Annotated in this window: 16 protein-coding genes and 2 tRNA genes; 11 read left to right on the top strand and 7 right to left on the bottom strand. The window is 62.4% G+C overall.

Annotation, left to right across the window (positions count from 1 at the left end; all coding sequences use genetic code 11):
- Nucleotides 1-214: 214 nt before the first annotated feature.
- Nucleotides 215-877, bottom strand: a complete 663-nt coding sequence (locus PHO31112_RS09810; protein WP_150620335.1) for a LutC/YkgG family protein — start codon at nucleotides 875-877, stop codon at nucleotides 215-217.
- Between the two features lie 206 nt (nucleotides 878-1,083).
- A complete protein-coding gene (gene pncB, locus PHO31112_RS09805; RefSeq protein WP_150620334.1) occupies nucleotides 1,084-2,277 on the bottom strand; it encodes a nicotinate phosphoribosyltransferase in 1,194 nt (397 codons plus the stop codon).
- A gap of 259 nt (nucleotides 2,278-2,536) precedes the next feature.
- Between pncB and fdxA the strand changes: the two genes are divergently transcribed.
- The 3 genes from fdxA (at nucleotide 2,537) to PHO31112_RS09790 (ending at nucleotide 3,202) form a co-directional block, all read left to right on the top strand.
- The gene (gene fdxA / locus PHO31112_RS09800) at nucleotides 2,537-2,860 is read left to right on the top strand and encodes a ferredoxin FdxA (RefSeq protein ID WP_010805257.1); all 324 of its coding nucleotides are present in this window, start codon (nucleotides 2,537-2,539) and stop codon (nucleotides 2,858-2,860) included.
- Nucleotides 2,861-2,964: 104 nt separating this feature from the next.
- Nucleotides 2,965-3,040, top strand: a tRNA-Asn gene (locus tag PHO31112_RS09795).
- An 86-nt stretch (nucleotides 3,041-3,126) separates the two neighbouring features.
- A tRNA-Asn gene (locus tag PHO31112_RS09790) sits at nucleotides 3,127-3,202 on the top strand.
- Between the two features lie 222 nt (nucleotides 3,203-3,424).
- Here PHO31112_RS09790 and oxlT read toward each other — a convergent pair.
- Nucleotides 3,425-4,750, bottom strand: coding sequence for an oxalate/formate MFS antiporter (gene oxlT / locus PHO31112_RS09785; protein ID WP_150620333.1), 1,326 nt, complete (start codon nucleotides 4,748-4,750; stop codon nucleotides 3,425-3,427).
- Between the two features lie 997 nt (nucleotides 4,751-5,747).
- On the bottom strand, nucleotides 5,748-6,554 hold the full coding sequence (locus tag PHO31112_RS09780; protein ID WP_174995653.1) for a FadR/GntR family transcriptional regulator: 807 nt from the start codon (nucleotides 6,552-6,554) through the stop codon (nucleotides 5,748-5,750).
- A gap of 279 nt (nucleotides 6,555-6,833) precedes the next feature.
- Here PHO31112_RS09780 and PHO31112_RS09775 point away from each other — a divergent pair, with 279 nt between their 5' ends.
- The 7 genes from PHO31112_RS09775 to PHO31112_RS09745 all read left to right on the top strand — a co-directional run bounded on the left by PHO31112_RS09775 (nucleotide 6,834) and on the right by PHO31112_RS09745 (nucleotide 14,860).
- Nucleotides 6,834-8,429 carry an FAD-linked oxidase C-terminal domain-containing protein gene (locus PHO31112_RS09775; RefSeq protein ID WP_246177931.1) on the top strand — a complete coding sequence of 532 codons (1,596 nt, stop codon included), beginning with the start codon at nucleotides 6,834-6,836 and terminating at the stop codon, nucleotides 8,427-8,429.
- Complete coding sequence (glcE, locus tag PHO31112_RS09770; protein WP_150620331.1) at nucleotides 8,429-9,553, top strand: glycolate oxidase subunit GlcE; 1,125 nt, start codon at nucleotides 8,429-8,431, stop codon at nucleotides 9,551-9,553. Before PHO31112_RS09775 ends, glcE begins: the two co-directional genes overlap by 1 nt.
- 8 nt (nucleotides 9,554-9,561) lie before the next feature.
- On the top strand, nucleotides 9,562-10,812 hold the full coding sequence (gene glcF, locus PHO31112_RS09765; RefSeq protein ID WP_150620330.1) for a glycolate oxidase subunit GlcF: 1,251 nt from the start codon (nucleotides 9,562-9,564) through the stop codon (nucleotides 10,810-10,812).
- A 193-nt stretch (nucleotides 10,813-11,005) separates the two neighbouring features.
- A complete protein-coding gene (locus PHO31112_RS09760; RefSeq protein WP_010805147.1) occupies nucleotides 11,006-11,410 on the top strand; it encodes a DoxX family protein in 405 nt (134 codons plus the stop codon).
- A 66-nt stretch (nucleotides 11,411-11,476) separates the two neighbouring features.
- Nucleotides 11,477-12,304 carry a dioxygenase family protein gene (locus tag PHO31112_RS09755; protein ID WP_150620329.1) on the top strand — a complete coding sequence of 276 codons (828 nt, stop codon included), beginning with the start codon at nucleotides 11,477-11,479 and terminating at the stop codon, nucleotides 12,302-12,304.
- Nucleotides 12,305-12,451: 147 nt separating this feature from the next.
- Nucleotides 12,452-13,363 carry a LysR family transcriptional regulator gene (locus PHO31112_RS09750; RefSeq protein ID WP_150620328.1) on the top strand — a complete coding sequence of 304 codons (912 nt, stop codon included), beginning with the start codon at nucleotides 12,452-12,454 and terminating at the stop codon, nucleotides 13,361-13,363.
- A 144-nt stretch (nucleotides 13,364-13,507) separates the two neighbouring features.
- Nucleotides 13,508-14,860, top strand: coding sequence for a hemolysin family protein (locus PHO31112_RS09745; RefSeq protein ID WP_150620327.1), 1,353 nt, complete (start codon nucleotides 13,508-13,510; stop codon nucleotides 14,858-14,860).
- A gap of 220 nt (nucleotides 14,861-15,080) precedes the next feature.
- On the opposite strand, the gene PHO31112_RS09740 is transcribed toward PHO31112_RS09745, so the two are convergent.
- The 3 genes from PHO31112_RS09740 to PHO31112_RS09730 all read right to left on the bottom strand — a co-directional run bounded on the left by PHO31112_RS09740 (nucleotide 15,081) and on the right by PHO31112_RS09730 (nucleotide 17,178).
- On the bottom strand, nucleotides 15,081-15,848 hold the full coding sequence (locus tag PHO31112_RS09740) for a flagellar brake protein (protein WP_150620326.1): 768 nt from the start codon (nucleotides 15,846-15,848) through the stop codon (nucleotides 15,081-15,083).
- Nucleotides 15,849-16,119: 271 nt separating this feature from the next.
- On the bottom strand, nucleotides 16,120-16,758 hold the full coding sequence (locus PHO31112_RS09735; protein ID WP_150620325.1) for a LysE family translocator: 639 nt from the start codon (nucleotides 16,756-16,758) through the stop codon (nucleotides 16,120-16,122).
- Nucleotides 16,759-16,974: 216 nt separating this feature from the next.
- The gene (locus tag PHO31112_RS09730; protein WP_150620324.1) at nucleotides 16,975-17,178 is read right to left on the bottom strand and encodes a cold-shock protein; all 204 of its coding nucleotides are present in this window, start codon (nucleotides 17,176-17,178) and stop codon (nucleotides 16,975-16,977) included.
- Between the two features lie 440 nt (nucleotides 17,179-17,618).
- Here PHO31112_RS09730 and PHO31112_RS09725 point away from each other — a divergent pair, with 440 nt between their 5' ends.
- Nucleotides 17,619-18,416, top strand: coding sequence for a peptidoglycan DD-metalloendopeptidase family protein (locus PHO31112_RS09725; RefSeq protein WP_150620323.1), 798 nt, complete (start codon nucleotides 17,619-17,621; stop codon nucleotides 18,414-18,416).
- Nucleotides 18,417-18,452: the final 36 nt, after the last annotated feature.

Genomic DNA, 18,452 nt, shown 5'->3' with positions numbered 1-18,452 from the left:
TCCTTACGAGTCGACGTTAGCGGCCGAGTGCCCCAAGCAACATCAACTTGGGAGATTTCCCATACAAAATCTACGTACTACCCGGCAAACCGAAGACCAAAGTCCTCAGTTGATTCTCGAAGGATGGCGCGCCGCCGCGAACCGAAGCCTGCGCGGCGGGTGGCGACTGTCAGTGTCGGACCGGCGTCGCCAGGCGTGGCGGTTGCATCCCGCGTCAGGCGCCGTCGACGATGATGAGATGAACGCGGTAGGGACCATGAGCGCCCAGCACCAGCGTTTGTTCAATATCGGCGGTACGCGAAGGTCCGGCAATGAAATTGGTCGCACGCGAGAGTTCACCTCGCTCGCTGCGCATGAGGGCGAAACCGTCTTCGTGGCCGGCGACAATGCGCGAAGCAGGCACGATGGCGATATGAGTTTCGGGCAGCAACGTGGCCGAAGCAAACGTTTCCGGCCCGGACATCATCATCAGCGCCCCGGTCTCTGCAATGGCACAGAAGCACCCCGTGATGCCTACCAGATCGTCGCCATGCGGCTTGCGGAATGCTACGTGGCAGCCCGCCTTCGTCCAGTCGAGCTCACGCAACGTCGGCCACGCTACCGCCTGCATGGTGAGACCGTTGGCCTGTAGATAGGTCGCGGCGGCGGCGGGCACATCGCTCATGCCCGGCACGCGCGTGATCGTGGTCGACAGCGCTTCCGCCTTGCCGATGAACGTGGCAATGAGATTGGCGGACAGTGCCGGACGCGGCCCTTGCGGATGCCGTGCCAGATATTCCTCGGCCGCAGCCTGCTCATTCGTGCGCGCCACATCGGGACGATGCTGAGCATGACGAATGCGGGCAAAGATGCGATTGCGGGCGTCGGAGGTATCCATGGGCTGTCCTTGTGAAGCCGACGCGCGGTCTGCCGCCGGCATCGTCACTGATCGTCTCTCAAAGCCGCCGGTGCAAGTCCGGCGGGCGATGCGCAATTATAGCGGCTGCCCCAGCCGGCACGACGGGCGTTCGCACATTATCGGAATGGTCTGTCCCGGCGTTCGGACAACACGGCCGTTAGTACGAATTAACGAGTTACGCAGCGTCAGGCATGGGCCGCCTGTTCGGGCGCGATCTCGAAAACCTGACGCAGATAGGCCAGATACGCGTCGTCGTCGCACATGTTCTTGCCCGGCGAATCCGACAGCTTCGCCACCGGCTGGCCGTTGCAGCGCACCATCTTGATGACGATCTGCAGCGGTTGATAGCCAAGGTCGTTCGTAAGGTTCGTTCCCACACCGAACGCCAGTTTGCAGCGATCGCGAAACCGCTCGAAAAGCTGAAGGACCTTCGGAATATCGAGACCGTCCGAGAAGATCATCGTCTTGGTATGCGCATCGACGCGGTTCTGCGCGTAATGCTCCAGCAGCCGCTCGCCCCACGCAAACGGATCGCCCGAATCATGGCGCGCCCCGTCGAAGAGCTTGCAGAAATACATGTCGAAGTCGCGCAGGAAGGCAGACATGCCGTACACATCCGAGAGTGCAATACCCAGATCGCCACGATACTCCTTGGCCCAAGTCTCGAAGCCGAAGATCTGCGAATCGCGCAGACGGGGCCCGAGAGCCTGACACGCCTGGAGATACTCATGCGCCATCGTGCCGAGCGGCGTAAGGGCGAGCTTCGACGCGTAATACACGTTGCTCGTGCCCGCGAACTGCTCGCCCAGTTCGTCGCGCAACGTGAGAATCACCTCCTCGTGCCACTCCTTCGAGAAGCGGCGGCGCGTACCGTAATCGGCGATCTTGCACTCGCGATAATCCACGCGCTCGGCAAGCATGCAGATCTTGTCGCGGAGCCGTTGACGGCCTTCCTGATACGCCGGCGTACGCTGCGTATTGCGGAAATACACTTCGTTGACAATCGCGAGCACCGGGATCTCAAACAGGATCGTGTGCAGCCAAGGGCCGCGAATCGTGATGTCGATCTCACCGTTGCCCTTCGGCGAAGGCTGCACCGTGATGTACTTCTCGTTCAGATGGAACAGGTCGAGAAAGTCGACGAAATCGCTCTTGATGAAGCGCATCGCACCGAGATAACGCAATTCCGACTCGGTAAAGCGCAATCCGCACAACAACCGGATCTCGTCTCGAATCTCTTCGACATAGGGTGTCAAGTCGACACCTTCGGTGCGGCACTTGAAGCGGTACTCCACCTGCGCGGCAGGAAAATGATGCAGCACCACCTGCATCATCGTGAACTTGTAGAGATCGGTATCGAGCAGCGAGGTGATGATCATGACGACAGGCCCCGGAAGGAGCACTCACGAGAAAACAGCGAACACTGCCGATCGGCCAACGGGCCATTGGGCAGCGCACGGGAACAGCAAACATCGTACCGCAAAGCGGTGTCACCCATGGTATTCCCGCGGATTGCGCGATGGCGGGACGCCTTGCCCCGCCCGCCTTTTGGCTCTCGCCCCTGCCGCGGCGGGCTGCGTTACAATACGCGTTTTAACGGCCGTTCGAAGCCGTTTCGCGCCCTACTCTGGAGTTGGCATGACGCACGTTGTCACCGAAAGCTGCATCAAATGTAAATTCACCGACTGTGTGGACGTTTGCCCCGTGGACTGCTTCCGCGAAGGCCCGAACTTCCTGGCAATCGACCCGGACGAGTGCATCGATTGCGCCGTCTGCGTGGCCGAGTGTCCGGTGAACGCCATTTATGCCGAAGAGGACGTGCCGGGCGATCAGCAAGCCTTCATCGCACTCAACGCAGAACTCTCGCCGAACTGGCCGAGCATCACGAAGACCAAGCCGTCGCTGCCCGATGCGGATCAGTGGAAGGACGTCACCGAGAAGCTGCATCTGCTCGAGCGCTGAACCACGAGCGTTAGTGGCGAAGTTCGCATCCTCGATGCAGAAAAGATGCGCGCCCGGTGTTGACAGCGTGCAAAAATCGCCTCTATAATCGCTTTCTCTTTTGATCCCCGATAGCTCAGTTGGTAGAGCGCCGGACTGTTAATCCGTAGGTCCCTGGTTCGAGCCCAGGTCGGGGAGCCAAGAATACCGAAGCGATGGCCTCGCACACGCGGGGCTTTTGTTTTAGTCGATACATCACGACAGCGATGTATGACACACGAGTTTGATCCTCGATAGCTCAGTTGGTAGAGCGCCGGACTGTTAATCCGTAGGTCCCTGGTTCGAGCCCAGGTCGAGGAGCCAAAATGCAGAAAGCCTTGCCGATCGGCAAGGCTTTTTTGTTTTCTGCGGCGGCGATACGCGATGAGACACCATCGCCCGCATTGCGTATCCCGGGTCAGGTCTGTCGGGATCGTCGTGCAAATGAAAACGGGGCGCCGTCTCCGGCACCCCGCTCGCTTACCTCCCCAACAGCGCGTATGCGCTGCCTTATCTACTCACGTAGCTGTTCACTTACCCGTTCACTCATTCGCTAGCGGGCGCACTCATCGCGACCGGCGGTTTCATTGACGCTTGCATCTCATTGTTGTTCACGCTTTCGATCCAGCGGCGACGCATCGGGGCAAGCACGAACTTCGCCGCCACGGCCGCCGCGATGCTGATCACCGCAGCGGCGATGAACACACGATCCCAGTGACCACCGATGGCAAGCACCGAAGCCAGCGGCACCAGCAACGCCGCCGTCCCCTTGGCCGTGTACAACGTGCCCGCGTTGGACGCCGCATTCTTGCTACCGAACGTGTCCGCACACAGTGCCGGGAAAATCGAGAAGATTTCGCCCCAGCACAGGAAGGTCATCGCGGCGAAGAACACGAACATGTACGGGTTCTGACCAAAGTGCATCAGACCGAGCATGGCCACCCCTTCCCCGAGGAAGATGATGAACATCGCGTTCTCACGACCGATCTTGTCCGAGACGAAACCGCACAACGGACGCGTAAAGCCATTGCACAGGTTGTCGATCGACAGTGTCATGGTCAACAGCGGCAGCGTTGCGCCGAACAGTGTCATCGGCATCGAAGCAATACCGTAGTCCTTCGCGATCGGCCCGATCTGCGCCGTCGCCATCAGACCGCCGGCAGCCACCGCAACGAAGCAGACGTAGATTACCCAGAACACCGGCGTGCGAATCATCTGGCCCGACGTGTAGTCCACGTTCGTCGCCAGATTGCGGCGCGATACGGTGACCCCCTTCGGCGCGCGCGGCTTGACCAGCAGCAGCGCGAGAATGAAGATCGCCACGCCCTGCACGATGCCGAAATTGAAGAACGCCGCCTCATAGCCCGATTCACGGATCATGTTGGCGATCGGAATGACCGTGATCGCAGCTCCGGCACCGAAACCGGCAGCCGTCAGACCGGCGGCCAGACCGCGCTTGTCCGGGAACCACTTGAGCGCGTTACCCACACAGGTGCCATACACGCAACCTGCGCCGATACCGGCAATGACCGCCGCCGTGTACAACACCGTCAGCGTTTCGGCGTAGGAGTACATGATCCACGACAGCGCCACGCAAATCGCACCACCCGCGACCACAGGCCGAGGTCCGAAACGATCGACCAGCCAGCCTTCGATCGGCACCAGCCACGTTTCCACCACGATGAAGATCGAGAACGCCACCTGGATGGCCGCAATGCCCCAATGGTGCTTAGCCTCCATCGGCTCGACGAACAACGTCCACGAATACTGCAGATTGGCCACCAGGCCCATACAAATGATGCCGATCACCAGTTGTGACCAGCGCCCTGCCAGAAAAGAGGTCTTCTCCTCCGGTTGCGCAGCTGCTTGCATGACTTGCCTCCTATACCTGTCAGACGATTGGCGGCGGCCCGCGCCTCGTTGTGCGGTGCCCGCCGTCATCGCGTGCCGTGGCGCGTCCCGGCATGGGGGATCGCGGATACGGCACGCCTCCTGGCGTTACATGCGGCTCATGCTTGGCCGCTTGATCGCGGAACGCTGCCTGGCGGCGCGCTCGCAGGGCTTGAGCCCCGGCTGACTGACTTGCGGAAGCGCCAAAGGACACTTCCGGCCTCCGCTTCGGCGCGGCGACGCAGGCTTTTCAGGCCCGCGCCGGCAAGTTGCCGGCTGCCGAAGGGTGACAAGATGACGAATTCGAGTACGGACCGGCCTGCGCCATCAGGGTCACGGTGGATTTCCGTGGCCCCACCGCAGGTCAAGTCCCATCACTCAGGCGGGCGCGCCTCGCGGACGCGTGATCGCCAGATCGCCTGCCCGCAACGGGCGGCAGGCAGATGAGGAACACCGCAGCGCCTGACCCACAACATCGGATGCCGGCGGCGGATACGACTGGGCAGGCGATGCGAAGGAACCGTCGCATGAGGCCTGCCCGAAAGGAAATGTGTAATTACCCAACTGATGTCTCCGATGAATGCCGCGTCAGCTCGGCACCTGCCCGGCTTGATTCACGGGTCTCGATGGGTGCCGATTCAACGTTTTGAATCTGATATACAAGATTCAATATATCGAATTAAGTATTTTTTATGGTTCCAAAATTAGTCGATGGCTGGGGCACTGTCAACCCGAGAGCGCTCGCATGGGAAGGAACATGGACTGTTGGCGGCGTGTATGAGTCCGAGCGAGGTGAGCGCTCGATAACCGGCAAACATAGGGAATTCGCGGTGTTGAAGGTTTTTTCACGCCGCAACGCAGGCGAACCGGCGCCTGTGCGGCAGGCAGCCGCACGGCGCAGGGTCAGGGAAAACGATGACGTTTTGACGGCTTCGATTTGCCCGCTTGCGAGGGCGCCGTCAGACAACAGAAATCGGGGTCAGACTGACTCGACGTCGCCCGAGTTGTTGCGGATGAAGGCCAGGTGTTCGCGCAGCGAACGTTGTGCGCTGTTGGCATCGTGCGACGCCACGGCATTGAAGATGCGGCGATGCTGATCGATCAGCTCGGCCAGATCGGCACCGTGATCGACGATGGCGCGGTAGTTGTCGACGACCGACCCGCGCAGCAATTCGAAGATTGCATGCATCAGGTGCACCAGCACCAGGTTGTGCGTGGCCTCGGCCAGCGCCAGGTGAAAGTGCGCGTCGAGTTCGGGCACGCGGGTGAGCAGCGACTGCCCCTTGGCATCGCCCTCGCCGTCCAGCCCATCGCGACTTGCGGCATACGCTGCCTCGAGCGCGTCGAGCGCCTTCGCGAGCCGGGCGATGTCTTCGGGCGTCGCACGCTCGGCCGCCAATTCCACGGCCTTGGCCTCGAGCACTTCGCGCATTTCGAGAACGTCGTCGACGGTCTTGCTGTGCCGCGACATCAATTGCGACAGCGGTTCGGCAAGCAGCGGCTGGCTGGCGTTGGCGACCAGATAGCCGCCACCGGCGCGCCCCACGATCAGACCGCGAGACTCCAGCCGCAGCAGCGCCTCGCGAAGCGACGGACGCGACACGCCCATCTGCTGCGCAAGATCGCGCTCGGACGGCAGCGCCGAGCCCGGTGCGAGCCGACCTTCGACGACCATCGTCTCCAGTTGCTCATACACCATGTCGGACAGGCGCAGACGCGGTGGCGGCGTGACCGGCGCGAAACTCGCAACGGCCCCCGAAGATTCGCTGGCGGGTAGGGATGACATAGGCAGGGACGACTCGTTGGACGACATGTCGGCTTGGGTTCTCGACAGAAAAATCACAGACGCCACGATACAGGATGACGCTTCGCTCAGGGCAGCCGCTCGGCCCGTCGTCCGGTATCGCAAGTGGATCCCCCCTCAAATCAAGGGTTAACCCGCTAGTCGAAATCGGATCATTCCCTTTACGATAACGTCATTAGATAACTGGTCGACCAGTCTACCAGTAGACCACAGAGCCGGATAGGCACATTACACGTCAACGATCGTTCGAGAGCAAGCCTGATGCCATCGCATGCGTCGCCCCCTTCCCCGTCGCTGAGTTCGCAGCGTCCGGTTTCGCTACCAACGCCGACTTCGGCGGCGTCATCCTCGCCGCTGCCGGCACCGCTCGCAGACGAGCCCGTCTTCGAGACGCTCGACGACGCTACCCGCGCTGCCCGCCTCGCCGCGTTGCGTGCCGCCGTCCCCGACGTGCAGTGGCTCACCGACCGTGAGCAAATCACACCGTACGAATGCGACGGTCTGGCTGCCTACCGCAAGCTGCCGCTTGCCGTCGTGCTGCCGGCCGACGAGGATCAGGTCTGCCGCATTCTGCGAGCGTGCCACGTACACAACGTCCCCGTGGTACCGCGCGGCGCTGGCACCGGCTTGTCTGGCGGCGCCATGCCGATCACCGACGGCATTGTGCTCTCGCTCGCCAGATTCAAGCGCATTCTCGACGTTGACGCCTACGCCCGCACGGCCACCGTGCAGCCCGGCGTACGCAACCTCGCCGTCTCCGAAGCCGCCGCACCTTACGGCCTCTACTACGCGCCGGACCCATCGTCGCAGATCGCCTGCACCATTGGCGGCAATGTCTCAGAGAATTCCGGCGGCGTGCACTGTCTGAAGTACGGCCTGACCGTGCACAACGTGCTTCGCGTGCGCGCGGTCACGATGGACGGCGAGATCGTGGAATTCGGCTCGCATGCACTCGACGTGCCGGGTCTCGATTTGTTGTCCGTGTTCATCGGTAGCGAAGGGATGTTCTGTGTCGTCACGGAAATCACGGTGAAGCTCGTGCCGAAGCCGCAAGTGCAGCAGGTCATCATGGCGAGCTTCGACGACGTGGAAGCGGGCGGCAACGCCGTCGCGGCGATCATCGCGGCGGGCATCATCCCGGCAGGTCTGGAGATGATGGACAAACCGGCCACGCAAGCCGTGGAAGAGTTCGTCCACGCGGGCTACGACCTCAACGCGGCGGCGATCCTGCTGTGCGAATCGGACGGCACGCCGGAAGAAGTCGCGGAAGAAATCGCACGCGTCTCGGCAGTGCTGCGCGCGTCGGGCGCCACCCGCATTCAAGTGTCTGCCTCCGAAGCCGAACGCCTGCGCTTCTGGTCGGGGCGCAAGAACGCCTTCCCCGCCGCCGGACGCATCTCGCCGGACTACTACTGCATGGACGGCACCATCCCGCGCCGGACCATCGGCACACTGCTCAAGCGTATCGAAGCGATGGAAGTGCAATACGGTCTGCGCTGCATCAACGTTTTTCACGCGGGCGACGGCAACATGCACCCGCTGATTCTGTTCAACGGCAACGATCTCGACGAATGGCATCGTGCCGAAGCGTTCGGCTGCGACATTCTCGAAGCCTGCGTGGCGTTGGGTGGCACGGTCACCGGCGAACATGGTGTCGGCATCGAGAAGATCAACGCGATGTGCGTGCAATTCTCCCCGGAAGAACGCGACGCGTTTTTCGCGGTGAAGCGCGCGTTCGATCCGGCGGGTCTGCTCAATGCGGACAAGGCCATCCCCACACGCGCGCGCTGTGCCGAGTACGGCAAGCTGCACGTACGCGGCGGCCTGCTGCCCCACCCCGATTTGCCGAGGTTCTGATGTCGCAAGTCCTTCACGCGCCGTTGCACGACGCCGACCCGCAAGCGGCAACGCAGGCCCTCGCCACGATTCGCGAGCGCGTGCTCGCCGCCACCGCGAGCGGCACGCCGCTCGACATTCAGGGCGGCAACACCAAGCGTTGGTACGGCCAGACGCCCGACGGCGACCCGCTCGACATGCAGACGTATCGCGGCATCATCTCGTACGATCCGGCCGAACTCGTCATCACCGCCCGTGCGGGCACACCGCTCGCGGAGATCGAAGCGGCGCTGGCTGAACGCGGCCAGATCCTGCCTTTCGAGCCGCCGCACTTCGGTTCCGGCGCGACGCTCGGCGGCTGCATTGCCTCGGGCCTCGCCGGCCCGCGCCGACCGCATGTCGGCGCTGCGCGCGATTTCGTCCTGGGCGCCGTCGTGATGAACGGACAGGGCCAGGAGTTGCATTTCGGCGGACAGGTGATGAAGAACGTCGCAGGTTACGACGTCTCGCGTGTGCTCGCCGGCTCGCTCGGCACGCTCGGCGTGCTGCTCGAACTCTCGATCAAGGTGTTGCCCTGTCCGGTAGCCGAAACCACGCTGCGTTTTGAACTGCCGCAGGCGCAGGCCATCGACCGGCTCAATCGCTGGGGCGGACAACCGCTGCCCCTCATGGGATCGGTCTGGCACAACGGGGCACTGAGCGTGCGACTTGGCGGGGCCGCTGCGGCCATCGATGCCGCACGCACCACCATGGGTGGCGAACACGTCGACACCATCGAAGCGCACACCTTCTGGCAGACCCTGCGCGAACAGACACATCCGTTTTTCGCCCCCGCCCCGGTGACGGGAAACGGCGAGCCATTGTGGCGCCTGTCGGTGCCGCCGACTACGCCGCCGCTCGTGCACGGCGACGAACATCTGATCGAATGGGCAGGCGCGCAACGCTGGTGGATCACCCCGCGCAGCGCCGCCGAAGTCCGCGCAATTGCCGCAGCGATGGGCGGACATGCTACGCTGTTTCGCCACGGCGATAAGTCGGCCGGGGTCTTCACCCCACAACCGGCCGCACTACATGCTATCGGCAAGCGTCTGCAGCAAGCATTCGATCCGAGCCGCATCTTCAACCGCCATCGGCTGTACCGCTAATAGAGACGATGCAAACGAACCTCGCAGAATTCCTCCGTCATACGCCGGACGGCGACGAAGCCGAAGCCATTCTCCGCAAATGCGTGCATTGCGGATTCTGTACCGCGACCTGCCCCACCTATCAGTTGCTGGGCGATGAACTCGACGGCCCGCGCGGCCGCATCTATCTCATTAAGCAGATGGTCGAAGGCCAGAACGTGACGCGCGAGACACAGCGTCACCTGGATCGTTGTCTGACCTGCCGCAGTTGCGAATCGACGTGCCCATCGGGCGTGCAATATGGCCGCCTTGCCGATATCGGCCGCCGTCATGTCGACGCCAAGGTCGGCCGCCCCGCCGGTGAACGCGCGCTGCGCTGGACACTCGCCCGCGTACTCCCCAACCGCACCCTGTTCTCACCCGCATTGCGCCTGGGCCAGCAATTCCGCGGGCTGCTGCCGCGTTCGCTGCGCGAGAAGGTGCCGCATCGTCAACGCTCGGGTAGTTGGCCGCAGGCCAAGCACGCACGCCGCATGCTGATGCTCGAAGGCTGCGTGCAACCGGCCATGCTGCCGAACGTCAACAAGGCCACGGCCCGCGTGCTCGACGCACTTGGCATCGAAATGATCCGTCCGGCGGCAGCCGGTTGCTGCGGCGCCATCCGTCTGCATCTGAACTATCACGACGACGGTCTCGACGACGCTCGCCGCAACATCGACGCCTGGTGGCCCGAGATCGAAGCGGGTGCACAAGCGATCGTGATCAATGCGTCCGGCTGTGGCGCAACGGTCAAGGAATATGGTCATCTGCTGCGCCACGATCCGCAATACGCGGGCAAGGCACAGCGTGTCTCCGAACTGGCGCACGACCTCTCGGAAGTGCTGCTCGACAACCTGGAAGCCCTGCAACGCATTGTGCCGAATCGAAAGGCCGGCAAAGTGGCCTATCACCCGCCCTGCACGCTGCAACACGGCCAGCAACTCAAGGGGGTCGTGGAGAAAGTGCTCACGGGCGTGGGCGTGAACGTCATGCTGCCGCAGGACAGCCACATCTGCTGCGGCTCGGCCGGCACCTATTCGGTCACGCAACCGACGCTGTCGCACCAGTTGCGCGACGCCAAGTGGAAGGCGCTCGACGCTCTCGATCCCGAGCTGGTTGTCTCGGCCAACGTGGGTTGCATCTGCCATTTGCAGGCGACAGCCAAGGGCGAACACGCTCACGATCACGCTCCGGTGCAGCACTGGATCGAATTGCTCGACCGGATGATCGCCTCGGCCTGATCTCTCGCGTTAACACCACCGTGCCGCCGGTCGCCGCGCCGCAACAACGATTGATTGTCCCGACAGCAGGGACAATCAATCCCTGACTGGCGCGTTTATCTGCACGATCAGGCTTCCTAGAATTGGAGGTGAATCAGTCATCCCGTGGATGGCTGAGCCGACCGTTACCCCCGATCTCTTCCCGGAGCCAATCATGATCGATACCAAAACCGCCCCATACGCCGCGCTGCTGCTGCGCGTATCGCTGGGCATCCTCTTCCTTGCCCACCTGTCGCTCAAAGTGTTCGTGTTCACCATCCCCGGCTTCGTGGGGTTCATGGGCTCGCTCGGTCTGCCGCCGTTGCTCGCCTATGTCACGATGGCGCTGGAACTCGTCGGTGGTCTGATGCTGATCACGGGTTTCTATGCACGTTGGGCCGCGCTGCCGCTGGCCGCCCTGATGCTCGGCACTATCGTGTCGGTCCATGGCCACAACGGTTGGGTCTTCGCCAACAAGGGCGGTGGCTGGGAATTCCCGGCCTTCTGGCTGGTGGCGCTGCTCGTCGTCGCCCTGCTCGGGGATGGCGCCTGCGCGATTCGCCGTACGCGTACCGCCTGATCGCCCGCGAGCGTTGCGGTTACGTTTCATCACGTTCTTTAGCGTTCTTTTGCCGGAGTCATTGCCATGTCTGCCCTTCCCACCCTCTTCGTCTCCCACGGCTCACCGCTGCTCGCGGTCGATCCCGGCCGCACCGGCCCGTTGTTGACGGCGTTGGGGCGTGCGGTGCCGCGTCCGCGTGAGATTCTCGTGATTTCGCCGCATTGGTCGACGCCGACACCGCGCGTGGGCAGTCTGGCGCAACAGCGCACCATTCATGATTTCGGCGGCTTCCCGCGCGAACTCTATGCGCTGGAATATCCGGCCCCCGGTGCACCCGCACTGGCCGGACGTACGGTGCAGATTCTGCGCGATGCGGGCCTGCCTGCCGCAACCGACGACCAATGGGGTCTCGACCATGGCGCGTGGGTGCCGCTGAGCTATCTCTATCCCGACGCGGATGTGCCCGTCACGCAATTGTCGCTGCAACGCCATATGCGCCCGGAGTATCACTACCAGCTTGGCCAGCATCTCGCACCGCTCACCCAGGACGGTGTGCTCATCGTCGCATCGGGCAGCTTCACGCACAATCTGCACGAGGTGTTCCGTGCGCCGTCCGAAGATCGCGCGGAAGCCCCTTATCTGGCCGAGTTCGTCGCGTGGTTCACCGAGCATCTCGCCACGATGGATCTGGACGCTCTGTTCGACTACCGTGCCCGCGCACCGCACGCCGAGCGCGCACATCCGACAGACGAACATCTGCTGCCGCTCTATATCGCGCTGGGCGCGGCCGACAACGCCGCTCGTCAGACGCACTTCGACACGGGCGCCACCTACGGCGCCCTACGCATGGACGCCTTCGCGTTCGGCAGCGCCGCCCCAACGCTCGCCCAGGTGAATGCGCTGGCACAATAACGGCATTGGCGCCGGTAGCGAGGCGAAGGCATGTTCCGTTGGCCCGGCTACCGGCGGCAAGCGACAGGCGACCGGTTTCAGCTGTCGTCCAAACGCCGGACCTGACGGCGCATCGATACACGCATTCCTGAGGAGTCCCGCCCCGGCATGAACAAACTTCGCGAGATCGAGTGCTTCATCGCCGTGGTCGAGTCGGGCAGCTTTGTGAAAGCCGCAGCAACGCTGGGCATCTCGAAGACGGCTATCTCGCGTTACGTCGCCGATCTCGAGGCGCGCCTGGGCACGCGTTTGCTCCAGCGCACCACCCGGCGCCTGTCGCTTACCGAGCCGGGCCAACGCTACGTCGAGCGCTGCCGTCAAATCCTCGCGGAACTCGACGAAGCCGACGCTATGGCGGGCGAGCAGGACGGCCTGCCGGCCGGCCCGCTGCGCATCAATGCCCCGCATACGTTCGGCGTGCTCCATCTCGCGCCGCTTTGGCCGACGTTCCTCTCGCAGCACCCTCAGGTATCGCTCGATATCACGCTGAGCGATCGCCTCGTCGATATCGTCGAAGAAGGCTACGATCTTGCGATCCGCATCACGCGCCTGCCCGATTCGTCGCTCGTGCACCGGCGGCTCGCGGGGACCCGGCTGGTGCTGTGCGCCTCGCCCGGCTACCTCGCGCGGCACGGCACGCCGAAGCACCCGAGCGAACTCGCCCATCATGAGACGGTGGGCTACAGCTACTTTTCCCACCGCCGCGAATGGCGCTTCGATGGCCCCGATGGCCCCGTTTCCGTGCGCACGCAGGCGAGGCTCATCGCCGATAACGGGGACACCTGCCTCGCTGCGGGCGTGTCCGGTGCGGGCATCCTTCTGCAACCGGCGTTTCTCGTCCAGGATGCTCTGCGCGATGGCCAACTCGTTGAATTTCTGCCCGAGTACACACAGGCCGAGACCGGTATCTACGTCGTCTATCCCTCGCGCAAATACCTGAGCGCCAAAGTTCGCGCCCTCATCGATTTCCTTGTCGAAGCCTTCGCCATGCCCGGCTGGCGGGCGATCGACCGCCGGTGACGAACCCGGACTTGCCCGCATCCACCGCGAAATCCCCGTGATTCACCGGCAACAGGCCGGCAAAACACCGGAACTTCATGGTTATTTCTGATCTTGGGCAAATGTCACTTATACTGGCGGGCCTGTTGTCCCATTTCATATATTTTGGAAAACCTTTTACTGATCGTCGCTGCGATCCTGCTGGTGTTTCTCAACGGCTTCTTCGTGGCGGCGGAATTCGGCCTCGTCAAACTGCGCCAGACGCGCGTTCAAATCATTGCCCGCCAACGCGGTTGGCGCGGCCGTATCCTGGCCAAGGTGCACGGCCAACTCGATACCTACCTCTCTGCGTGCCAGCTCGGCATCACCCTCGCCTCGCTCGGCCTGGGCTGGATCGGTGAGCCCGCCTTCGCCCGCATTCTCACGCCGCTGTTTGCCTCACTGGGCGTCAGCTCGGCAGAACTGATTCACGCGCTTGCCTTCTTCATTGCGTTCTTCACGATTTCGTATTTGCACATCGTCGTGGGCGAACTCGCACCGAAGTCGATGGCGCTGCGCGTGCCGGAAGCAGTCTCCATCTGGACGGCGGCACCGCTCTATGCCTTCTACTGGCTGATGTACCCCGCGATCTGGGTACTCAACCACAGTGCCAATCGCTTGTTGCGCTGGACTGGCCTCGACCCCTCGCACGGCGCCGACGCCCATTACTCGGCCGATGAAATCAAGCTGATCATGCGCCGGGGAGCGTCGAGCGAAAAACTCTCGCGCGACGACTGGAACGTGGTGGCATATGCCATCGACTTCAGCGATCTGACCGTCTCCGATCTGATGCATCCGATGAGCGAAGTGGCGGCCTTCCGCCGCAATGCCACCTTCGAGCAGAACATGGACACGGCCTATGGCCACCGTTACAGCCGTTATCCATTCTTCGACAACGACGGCGAAACCGTGCTCGGCGTCGTCCACCTGAAGGATCTGTTCCTCGCGGAGCACCACGGCCAATCCATCAAGGATCTCGGCAGCATGGCGCGACCGGTCGAGCGCGTGCGGCCCGACATGCCGGCGCGCGAACTGTTCGACCGTTTCCGCCGGGGCGCTCCGCACTTTGCCATTGTGGGATGGCCGGATCAGAAGCCCATCGGCTTCCTCACACTGGACAACCTGCTCTCCGCGCTGGTCGGCAAGATCCGCGACGAATTCCGTCAGACGGAAGACGACTGGACGCGCATGGAAGACGGCACACTGATCGGGCGCGGCAGCTTACCCATCCTGACGCTCGAACGCGCGCTGGGCATCGATATCCCGAGCGAGCGCGCGGAATCGGTGGGGGGCCTGATTATGGATACGCTGGCCTATCTGCCGCGCGAGGGCCAGAAGATCGACTTCAACGGTTTCTCCGTGGTCGTCAAGAAGATGCAGGGGCCGCGTATCGTACTCGTGCGCATCTATCCCGACGGGGTCCGCGAAGCGCGTGGTGAGCCGCCATCCCATGTGACGGTGCAGCAACGCGAGGAGTAATGCCGGATTGATCCCCGTGCTGTCACTTGCCCGGACGGTACCCGCGAATTGCTCGCGATCCTGCGCGGCCCCGACCGTCCTCCGTTCGAAGAGATTCACGCACCGGGTTGACGTTGGGCGAGCGCCAAGCAAAAAGGGCAGCCCCACGGGCCGCCCCTTGCGGTTTCGCCCGTGCCATCAGTGAGATGGCGCGAGGCGAATATCCGACGATTTCCAACGTTCAGCCGCGCGCAAACGCCTTGCGATTGAGTTCGAGTTGCGTGATGAGCTTTTGCAGGCGCGACTCGGCGGTGCGAGACAGCGCGATAAAGCGGCAACCGATGTGATACTCGACATCCTTCGCAAGGGGCACGCTGCGAATGGCGCACACTTCCAGGTCGACCTGAACGGTGCCGTAGTCGCGCAATTCAATCTCGACGTGCATGAGCATCGAGCCCTTCGGAATCTCGGCAGCCACGTCCGATTTCGTACGCAGACCCACGCCTCCGAGCGAAAGATCAAACACCGACAGACGCATCGGCGCGTCGTCCGGAAATCTGATCGTGCACTGATACGGATCGAGGATCGGCGTCTTCACCCGAAAGTAATCGCGGCGCTGCAAGCGCACGAGCGTTTCCGGGTACGACGAGTAAAACGCCGGGTAGCCTTCGTACTCGCGCTCTTCCACGTCGCCGATGGAGAAATGCACCTGAATGCCTTCAGGCACGCCAACGAACAGCGCGCGCTTGTTGGCGAGCAACGCCCGGTTCTCGGTCTCGATACCGCCCCAATCGAAATAGAAGCCGCGGGCCTGCGGCTCGACCCTGAGCAAACGCGTGACGAGCTGGCGCTGGCCGTTCGCGAAGTACACCGTCATGAAATCGCCACGTGTCGCCAGATGACGCAGCACGCCGCCAATCTCCAGCGGATTGCTGATGCGATACGAGTCATGCAGTTGAGACTCATCGTCCGTGGGCGCCGGTGTCACCTGCGGTTCTGTCGTTTCCATACCTGATCTTCTATTTGTCCCCGGGACAGCCACGCGAGTCCACGCTAGCCGTCCACATTAAAACCTTTGCAACCCGCGACACCTTAGGGCATCACAGCGCGAATAAGCGCCGGCCGGTGCTCACTCGCCGTTTCATGCATCTGGTCATGAACGTTAACGGTTACGGGCCGTAAATATTGAGGGTTCCAGCGCACGAACTTACTGCTCCCCGAGCCGTGCGCCTCAATTGGGTTGGGAGCTCCGATGCCCCCTTGCTGCCTGTCTCGCCAGATCAGCGATGCACCGCTGCCATCAGCGCGCCGAAGCCCATGAACACGCCGCCGCTGATGCGGTTGAATGCTTTGAGCACACGCGCTTCGCGCAAGTACGGCGCAATGCGCAGTCCGCCCGTAGCGTAGACCACGTACCAACTCATCTCGATCACGGCGAACGTACCGAGCAGAATCGAGAACTGCGGGAGTTTGGCGGCCGTCGGGTCGATGAACTGCGGCAAGAACGCCGCGGCAAACAGAATGGCCTTCGGGTTGCTTGCCGCCACCAGAAAGCCCGCTTTGAACAGCTTGCCGAAGCTCGAGTCAGCCACCAGCGCAGGTGCGCCGAAACTGGCGGCCGCTTCCTTGGTGTCCACCGGCGAGCGCCAACTCTTGTAACCAAGATAAATCAGATAAGCTGCGCCGAGATAGCGCAGCGTGTCGAACAGCATCGGCCACGCCTTGAGCACCGCACCCAGGCCTGCCGCCGAAATCGACATCATCGCGATGAGCGCCGTCATGCAACCGGCCATCGTCCCCAACGATGGACGCAGGCCATGACGCGCGCCATGCGTCATGACGAGCAACATATTCGGTCCCGGTGTCGCCGAGACGAAAAAAACGGTGACTACGTATAGCCACCACGTTTGCAGGCTCATGATTGCCTCGGAAAAAATGCATGCGCGAGTTCGATCAGGCATTGTAGCGTCGAACCGTGGCGATGGCATCGTTCGTGTGCACGTCTCATGCGAAACGCGAGGGGAAAGAAATCGAAAAACAAACAGGCCCGATGACTTTCGCCATCGGGCCTGTTGATCGCGGGACGCTGCCTCACCCTAAGGCTAGCGCAGCATCACGTGAAGCGATGAAGCCGCTTAGAGCGGCTTGATGTTCGCAGCTTGCTTGCCCTTCGGGCCAGCCTTCACTTCGAACGACACGCGTTGGTTCTCTTGCAGCGACTTGAAGCCGTCAACCTTCACTTCCGAGAAGTGAGCGAACAGGTCTTCACCGCCGGCGTCCGGGGTGATGAAGCCGAAGCCCTTTGCGTCGTTGAACCACTTAACAATACCGGTTTCCATATTTTTTCCTAATAAAACAATAGCCTGGGGCCGGAATGACCCCTCTAGCGCTGACAATCAAGGGAAAATGAAGGACTAGAAACCAGCGAGAAGCAGGAAAACTACGTCTGACAACAACTTCGCGGCTTGACAATCTGCAGTTGGTTTTATACGTGTAGCGCAGCCGCTTGTCAACAGGGTAAATACCGCAAATTGAATAACAATTTCCGCAAATAGCGGGGAATTTGGGCACTCTTCCAGTGTCCTAGCGGGTGCCGCTGCCCGTACAATGGGCGTTTTGTCCCGTGCCCATGCCGTTGTCGCGCGTCTTGCCCGCGTTTTGTGCTGTCTGAAACCGCTTTCCCGTGGTTTTCCCCTATCCGACGCGCATTGCCTAACCGGCACACCAAGCGACCGCCATTGGGCCTCTCACCTGCCTACGGATGGAGCCTAACCTTCTCATGCGCCCCTCGAGGTCGCAATCTGAAGTACGAAAGTCAAGCCGACCGCATTGGCTCACCCGTTGCCGCACCCAGGTGCTGAGTCTGGCCGTCTGTGCCACGCTCGCCGCCTGCGCCGGGTCGCCGACCTATGGTCCGGTGCCTGCCGGCAGCTATCGCGTGCAGTCGGGCGACACCCTTTATGGCATCGCGCGTAGCAATAACGCCAGTACCGCCGATCTGGTGCGCTGGAACGGACTGACCGACCCCGACAAGATCGAAGTCGGCCAGGTGTTGCGTGTCGTGCCGCCCGCCGGCTCGTCCAGTGCGCCCGCTGCGGCAGCGTCGTCGGGAGGCAGCGCGTCGTCCGGCGCCGCCCGGCCGCGTGCGCAAGCCAAGCCGGCGCCGAAGTCTGCGCCCGCACCGGCGGCGCCGCGCACGGCGACAAACAGGATTCCAATGGTGTGGCCCGCTGACGGCCCGGTGCTGGCGAATTACAACGGCAGCAGCAACAAGGGGGTCGATATCGGCGGCAAGCCGGGCGACCCGATTTACGCTGCCGCCGCGGGCAAGGTTGTCTACGCGGGAAGCGGACTTCGGGGTTACGGCAACCTTGTCATGGTGCAACACGATAACGGCTATCTCACCGCCTACGCGCACAACCGCGCCATTCTCGTGAAGGAAGGCGCATCGGTCAGCAAGGGCCAGAAGATCGCCGAGATGGGCGACACCGATTCGCACGGCACTGTGAAGTTGCACTTCGAAGTGCGCCAAAAGGGCACGCCGTTCAATCCGCGCGACTTCCTGCCGTCGCGCTGATCCGATCCGCGTCATCCGTTTCGTCGTTGGGGACGA

The sequence above is a fragment of the Pandoraea horticolens genome, from assembly GCF_902459555.1.
GTDB lineage: Bacteria > Pseudomonadota > Gammaproteobacteria > Burkholderiales > Burkholderiaceae > Pandoraea > Pandoraea horticolens.
This window is presented reverse-complemented; position numbering and strand designations above follow the sequence as displayed.